Here is a 6,791-nt window from a genome sequence, read left to right on the forward strand (position 1 = left end):
GCGCTGAACGGCGCGGCGGCCCAGGCCCTGCAGCGCGAGCTGAACGGGCCGCTGCACCGCCTGCAGGCACAGCCGCCCGCCTTCGACGTGGTGGTGCACCGCCGCTACAACCCCGAAGGCCTCTCGCGCTACAACATCGTGCCCGGCTTGGTCGGCACCATCCTCACCATGACCATGGTGATGCTCACCGGCCTGGCGATGACGCGCGAGCGCGAGCGCGGCACCATGGAGAACCTGCTGGCCACGCCGGTGCTGCCGGCCGAGGTGATGGCCGGCAAGATCCTGCCCTACGTGGTGATCGGCTACGTGCAGCTGGTGGTGATCCTCGGCGCGGCCCTGCTGCTGTTCGGCGTGCCGATGGCCGGCAGCATGGCGCTGCTGCTGGCGATGATCGGCGTATTCATCGTGGCCAACCTGGGCGTGGGCTTCACCTTCTCCACGCTGGCGCGCAACCAGCTGCAGGCGGTGCAGATGACGTTCTTCTTCTTTCTTCCGAGCCTGCTGCTGTCCGGCTTCATGTTCCCGTTCCGCGGCATGCCGGTGTGGGCGCAGTGGATCGGCGAGGTGCTGCCCCTCACGCACTTCCTTCGCATCGTGCGCGGCATCATGCTCAAGGGCAACGGCGTGGCCGACCTGTCCGGCGAGCTGTGGCCGATGCTGGCGTTCATGACGGTGGCCGCGGTGATTGCGCTGACGCGGTACCGGCAGACATTGGACTGACGCGGCAAGAATTATCTCGAACCCGTGCGGATTGCACACGGATGAGATTGCAGGTTATGCAAGGCACTGACACACTTTGAAACATCAAAGTGAAGGAGCGGCTCATGGCAGGCACTGCGTCAAAATCGCGTGTGTTCCCCGAAGCGATCCCGGCGCCCGTCGCCGTGGAGCTGGGGCAGGACACCGGCTGGGAACTCTGGACCCAGGCGCTCGCCTCGCGCGATGCACCGCCCTTGCCGGCCGCGGGTGCCGCGCTGGAGGCCCTGCTGGACGAAGTGCGCCGCGACAACCGGGTCTGTCCGCAGCAGGCGCGCTGGGTGGACCTGTACAAGATGCTGCTGCAGCATGCGGCGCGCACCCAGTCCGGCTTGCCGCCGCGCATTCTGGCGGGGCCGGCCTGGAACACGTCTTCGTCGCTGGGCAAGCGCCTGTGCCTGCGCCAGCAGCTCGAATGGGCGCAGGCGAAAGGCGGCCTTACGCCCGTCGCGGCCTTCCTGCGCGGCCTGCCGGACGCCGACTGGCACTACATGGAGTAGTGCCTCAGGGCAGCGTGAAATAGAAGGCGGCGCCCCGCCCCGGCGCGGCCTGCGCCCAGACCCTGCCGCCGTGCCGGCTGACGATGCGCTCCACCATCGCCAGGCCGATGCCCAGGCCCGGAAACTCCGAGGTGCCGTGCAGGCGCTGGAACGGCTTGAACAGCTTGTCGGCATACGCCATGTCGAAGCCCGCGCCGTTGTCGCGCACGTAGTAGGCGCCCCCCGCATCTTCGGCGGCGCGGCCGATGGCGATGTGCGCGCAGGGTTCGCGGCCGGTGAACTTCCAGGCGTTGTCCACCAGGTGCTCCATCGCCTGCGCCATGAGCGCGCCGTCGGCTTGCACCTCCAGCCCCGTCTGCACTTCCACCTGCACGCTGCGCTGCGGCTGCTGGACGGCGCGCTTTTGCAGCGCCGCGCGCGCCAGCGCGCCCAGGTCCACCCGTTCGCGCTGCTGTTCGCGCAGCGACAGGTGCGCCAGCGTGAGCAGCGCCTCGGTCAGTTCGTCCATCTGCCGCACGCCGGTGCGGATGCGGTCCAGGAAGTGGCGCCCGCGCGCATCGGCGGCGGACCGCATCGTCTCCTCCAGCAGGCAGCTGAAGCCGTCGATGGCGCCCAGCGGGCCGCGCAGGTCGTGCGCGATGGAATAGCAAAACGAGCGCAGTTCCTGGTTGGCCGTTTCCAGCTGGGCGGTGCGCTGGTCTACGCGCGCCTCCAGCTCGGCGTTGAGCAGGCGCACCTGCTCCTCGGCGCGCATGCGCTCGGCCACCTCCTGCTGCAGCAGCGCGTTCTGCCGCGCCAGCTGCGCCTGCGCGCGCGCCAGCCCCAGCTGCGTGTTGACCCGCGCGAGCACCTCGTCGATGTGGAACGGCTTGGTCACGTAGTCGGCCGCGCCGGCCTCGAAGGCGGCGATCTTGGACCGCGTGTCGGCCAGCACGGTGGCGAAGATCACCGGCACGTGCCGCGTCGCCGGCTCGGCCTTCAGGCGGCGGCAGGTCTCGAAGCCGCCCAGGCCCTGCATGTTCACGTCCAGCAGCACGAGGTCGGGCCGCACGCGGCGCGCGCGCTGCACGCCCTCCTCGCCGTCCTGCGCCACCACCACGGCGAAGCCCTGGTCCTCCAGGTGCTCGGCCAGCAGGCGGATGTTGGCCCGCGTGTCGTCCACGATCAGGATGGTGCCGGCGCTGCCGGCGGCAGCGCTGTTCATGCCGCCGCCGGCACGCAGGCCAGGTAGCGCTCGGCCAGCTCCACCAGCGCGCGCGACTGGTAGTCGGCCGCCAGCCGCCGCAACTGGTCGGCCAGCGGCCGGTCGTGCGCGTCGCCGGCCGCCAGCGCGTCGGCAAACGCGCGGATCTTGCGCATGTTGCCTTCCAGCGCCAGCTGGTGGAACGCGTGCAGCTGTTCGGCCGCGGGCGCCGGCGGCAATGGCGCCACGGCGTGCGCGGCGACGTCGCCGCGCATCCAGAGCAGGCCGAGCTGCGCGCCCAGCGTGGCGATCAGCACCTCGGGGTCGACCGGCTTGGCGATCCAGGCCTGCGCCCCGGCGGACAGCGTGCGCAGCTGCCGCTGCTCGGTGGCGCTGCCCGAGACCGCCACGATCGCGATGTCCTTCCACTGCGGCTGCATGCGGATGCTCTGGATCGCCTGCAGCCCGTCCATCACGGGCATCACCAAGTCGATCAGGATCAGGTCGGGCGCGTGCGCGGCGACGCGGTCCAGGCATTCCTGGCCATTGCCGGCCTGGTCCACCTCGAAGCCCAGGCTGCCCAGCAGATCGCACAGCATGTAGCGGTACATCTCCACGTCGTCGACGACCAGCACGCGCTTGCGCGGGCCGGCGTAGCCCGTCACGTCCATCGGCGCGGCGACCTCCGCGACGCCGCACCGCTTGACCGGCGCCGCGAATTCGAAACGCAGCGCGCAGCCGCCCGCCGGCAAGCCGGCCATCAGCAGTTCGCCGCCCATCAGCCGCGCCAACAACTGGCTCAGCTGCAGCGCAAGCACCTGTCCGGCCGGCGCGAAGGGCGTGAACGGCTGCGCGGGGCCTGGGTCCGGCATGCCGCTCATGTCCTGCACCTCGAAGCCCAGCCTTGCGGCGTCGTCGCCGCAAGGCGTGCTGCCGGCGCGCAGCACCAGATGGCCGCCGCCCGCGCACTGCGCGGCGTGGGTCACCAGGTTGAGCAGCACCTGGCGCAGGCGATGGCTGTCCACCACCACCGTGGCCGGCAGGTCCGGCGCCGCCTCCAGGTGGAAGCGCAGGCCGGCGCGGGCCGCGACGGTGCGCGCCGCCTGCGCGACGTCCTGCACGAACGCGGGCAGGCAGATGGGTTCGGGGTGCAGCTCCAGCGCCTCGGAGTCGATGCGCGCCACGTCGAGCAGGTCGTTGATGAGGGCCAGCAGCGTCAGGCCGCTGGACTCGATGGCGCCCAGGCCGTCGCGCTGGCGCGGCGTGAGGTTGTCGGCGCGCTTGATCAGCTCGCTGTAGCCGAGGATGGCGTTGAGCGGCGTGCGCAGCTCATGGCTGAGCCGCACCACCAGCTCCGCCTGCACGCACCCGGTGCCGGGCGCGCGCGTGGTCCTTTGTCCGGCGTTCACGTTCTTCTTTCCGGATGCGCTCCCGCGATGTGCCAGTGGACCATGCAAGCCGGCCGCGGGCTTGGGGCGATTGCCTAGCCCGGAGTAAGAAGATTGCCTAGCCTATGCCCCGTTTCAGTGCACCGGCGTGAGCTTGGCCACCGACAGCGCGAGCCACTTCAAGCCGTGCCGCGGGAAGTTGATCTGCGCGCGCGCGTCGTCGCCCGTGCCTTCCAGCGTCATCACCGCGCCTTCGCCGAACTTGTTGTGGAACACCTTCATGCCGGCCCGGATGCCGTGCGCAGGCTGCGCCTTCTGCGGCGGCACCGGCGCGGCGGCGAACGCGTCGCGCGGGAAGTCGCGCGAGCCGGTGTTGCGCGTGGACGGGTAGCCCATGCCATAGCCGAAGGCCGAGCCGCCGAAGTTCTGGTTCTTGGGCGTGAGCCACTTCAGCGCATGCTCCGGCAGCTCCTCGAAGAAGCGGCTCTTGACGTTGTAGCGCGTCTGGCCGTGCAGCATCCGCGTCTGCGAGTGGCTCAGGTACAGGCGCTTGCGCGCGCGCGTGATCGCCACGTACATCAGGCGCCGCTCTTCCTCCAGCCCGTCGTGGTCGGCCAGCGAGCGCTCGCTCGGGAACAGCCCTTCCTCCAGGCCGGTGACGAACACGCAGTCGAATTCCAGCCCCTTGGCCGAATGCACCGTCATCAGCTGCACCGCCTCCTGGCCGGCCTGGGCCTGGTTGTCGCCGGACTCCAGCGCCGCGTGCGTGAGGAAGGCCGCCAGCGGCGACAGGGTTTCGCCGGTGTCGAGCTCCACGTCCGTTCGGCCTGCCCCCCCATCCGTTCGGCCTGAGCCTGTCGAAGGCCCGTCGAGCGCTTCGACAGGCTCAGCGCGAACGGTCTCTTGGCTCCCCGACAAATCATTTTCCTTTTGCGCTGAGAAGTCGATTCCCTGGCTCGCCGGCGACTGCCGCAGCTCATCCACCGGCAGTGCCACCGCGTCGCGCCCGAAGCCTTCCTGCGTGACGAAGCTTTCGGCCGCATTGACCAGTTCCTCCAGGTTCTCCACGCGGTCGGCGCCGTCGCGCTCGCTCTTGTAGTGCTCGATGAGGCTGCTGGCCTCCAGCACCTGTTCGATGATCTCGCGCAGGGTCATGCCCTGCGTCTGCGCGCGCAGGGCCTCGACCTTCGCGGCGAAGGCCGCCAGGTTGGCGCCGGCCTTGCCGGTGGTGCCGCGCACCGCGTCGTGCAGCGAGCAGTTGGCCGCGCGCGCCGCGTCCTGCAGCTGCTCGATGCTGCGCGCGCCGATGCCGCGCGGCGGGAAGTTCACCACCCGCAGGAAGCTGGTGTCGTCGTGCGGGTTCTCCAGCAGGCGCAGGTAGGCCAGTGCATGCTTGATTTCCGCGCGCTCGAAAAAGCGCAGGCCGCCGTACACGCGGTAGGGCACGCCGGCATTGAACAGCGCCGTTTCGATCACCCGGCTTTGCGCGTTGCTGCGGTACAGCACCGCGATCTCGCTACGCCGGAAGGACTCCTCCGCGCCGTCGCCGCGCACCAGGTGGCGCATCTCTTCCACCATCCACTGCGCCTCGGCCAGGTCGGTCGGCGCCTCGTACACCCGCACCGGCTGGCCGGGGCCCTGGTCGGTGCGCAGGTTCTTGCCCAGCCGCGTCTTGTTGTGCGCGATCAGCGCGTTGGCCGAATCCAGGATGTTGCTGAAGCTGCGGTAGTTCTGCTCCAGCTTGATCTGATGCGCCACGTGGAATTCGCGCACGAAGTCCGCCATGTTGCCCACCCGCGCGCCGCGGAAGGCGTAGATGCTCTGGTCGTCGTCGCCGACCGCGAACACGCTGTTGTCAGCGCCGCCGGCGGCCGCCTCGCCGGTCGCCGCGAACATCTTGATCCACGCGTACTGCAGCTTGTTGGTGTCCTGGAACTCGTCGATCAGGATGTGCCGGAAGCGCCGGCGGTAGTGCTCGCGGATCGGGTCGTTGTCGCGCAGCAGCTCGTAGCTGCGCAGCATGAGCTCGCCGAAATCCACCACGCCTTCGCGCTGGCACTGGTCGTCGTAGAGCTGATAGATCTGGACCTTCCGGCGGTCCTGCTCGTTGTGCACCTCGACCCCGGCGGGCCGCAGGCCGTCTTCCTTGCAGCCGGCGATGAACCACTGGGTTTCCTTGGCGGGGAAACGCTCCTCGTCCACGCCGTGCTGCTTCATCAGTCGCTTGATGGCGGCCAGCTGGTCCTGGGTGTCCAGGATCTGGAAGGTGCTGGGCAGGTGGGCCAGCTTGTAGTGCGCCCGCAGCAGGCGATTGCACAGGCCGTGGAAGGTGCCGATCCACATGCCGCGCACGTTCACCGGCAGCATGGCGCCCAGCCGGGTCATCATTTCCTTGGCCGCCTTGTTGGTGAAGGTCACGGCCATCACGTTGCCCGCGCCGATGCGGCCCTGGCCCATCAGCCAGGCGATCCGGGTGGTCAGCACCCGGGTCTTGCCCGAGCCGGCCCCGGCAAGGATGAGCGCGTGCGCGTCGGGCAGCGTGACTGCGGCCAGTTGCTCGGCATTGAGGTGCTGTAAGAGCGGCGACGTGTCTGCGACTTCTGGGAACATGTGGCATTGTAGGAAGCCGCGCGCCACCCGACGCCCCTCGGTCCCCTGTTCGCCTCTTTCCGCCATGCCATCCATGCCGCCCCACCGCCTTCGCCTCGCCGCCGCTCCCCTTCTCGCCCTCGCCTGTGCCCTGGTCGCCGGCGCCGCCCAGGCACTGTGCTCCAGCGAAATCGGCGGGCCGCAGCCGACCGCCCTGCTCGAGCGCTTCATCAGCGCCGACTGCGACACCTGCTGGAGCGATCCCGCCACGCCCAGGGCCACCGGCCGCGAACTGGCGATCGACTGGATCGTGCCCGGCGCGCGGGGCGACGACGCGCCGCTGGCCAAGGGCGAGACGCGCGAAGCCCTGGCCCG

5 protein-coding genes and 1 pseudogene are annotated in these 6,791 nt (G+C 69.9%); 3 read left to right on the forward strand and 3 right to left on the reverse strand.

The annotated features are described in order from the left end of the window. Both H0U68_RS13955 and H0U68_RS13960 read left to right on the forward strand, forming a co-directional pair. Positions 1–720, forward strand: a 720-nt coding sequence (locus tag H0U68_RS13955) for an ABC transporter permease (RefSeq protein WP_296356572.1), incomplete at its 5' end; no start/stop codon positions are given. A gap of 104 nt (positions 721–824) precedes the next feature. After that, positions 825–1,256: a hypothetical protein gene (locus H0U68_RS13960; RefSeq protein ID WP_296356574.1), complete on the forward strand. Its 432-nt coding sequence runs from the start codon at positions 825–827 to the stop codon at positions 1,254–1,256. A 4-nt stretch (positions 1,257–1,260) separates the two neighbouring features. Here the strand turns inward: H0U68_RS13960 and H0U68_RS13965 are convergent, their stop codons facing one another. From H0U68_RS13965 to H0U68_RS13975, 3 genes are all read right to left on the reverse strand, one after another. Next, a complete protein-coding gene (locus tag H0U68_RS13965; protein ID WP_296356576.1) occupies positions 1,261–2,460 on the reverse strand; it encodes a response regulator in 1,200 nt (399 codons plus the stop codon). After that, complete coding sequence (locus tag H0U68_RS13970; RefSeq protein ID WP_296356578.1) at positions 2,457–3,848, reverse strand: response regulator; 1,392 nt, start codon at positions 3,846–3,848, stop codon at positions 2,457–2,459. The genes H0U68_RS13965 and H0U68_RS13970 overlap by 4 nt, the downstream gene beginning before the upstream one ends. A gap of 114 nt (positions 3,849–3,962) precedes the next feature. Further along, a complete protein-coding gene (locus H0U68_RS13975; RefSeq protein WP_296356580.1) occupies positions 3,963–6,437 on the reverse strand; it encodes a UvrD-helicase domain-containing protein in 2,475 nt (824 codons plus the stop codon). Between the two features lie 73 nt (positions 6,438–6,510). Here H0U68_RS13975 and H0U68_RS13980 point away from each other — a divergent pair. Next, positions 6,511–6,791, forward strand: a pseudogene (locus H0U68_RS13980) (hypothetical protein); the annotation flags it as partial.

This window comes from Ramlibacter sp. (assembly GCF_013697775.1).
Lineage (GTDB): Bacteria > Pseudomonadota > Gammaproteobacteria > Burkholderiales > Burkholderiaceae_C > Ramlibacter.

What these genes read in the sequence shown, in the direction of transcription:
- H0U68_RS13960 (WP_296356574.1), top strand. Translation starts at nt 825, where the DNA reads ATGGCAGGCACTGCGTCAAAATCGCGTGTGTTCCCCGAAGCGATCCCG.
- H0U68_RS13965 (WP_296356576.1), bottom strand. Translation starts at nt 2,460, where the DNA reads ATGAACAGCGCTGCCGCCGGCAGCGCCGGCACCATCCTGATCGTGGAC.
- H0U68_RS13975 (WP_296356580.1), bottom strand. Translation starts at nt 6,437, where the DNA reads ATGTTCCCAGAAGTCGCAGACACGTCGCCGCTCTTACAGCACCTCAAT.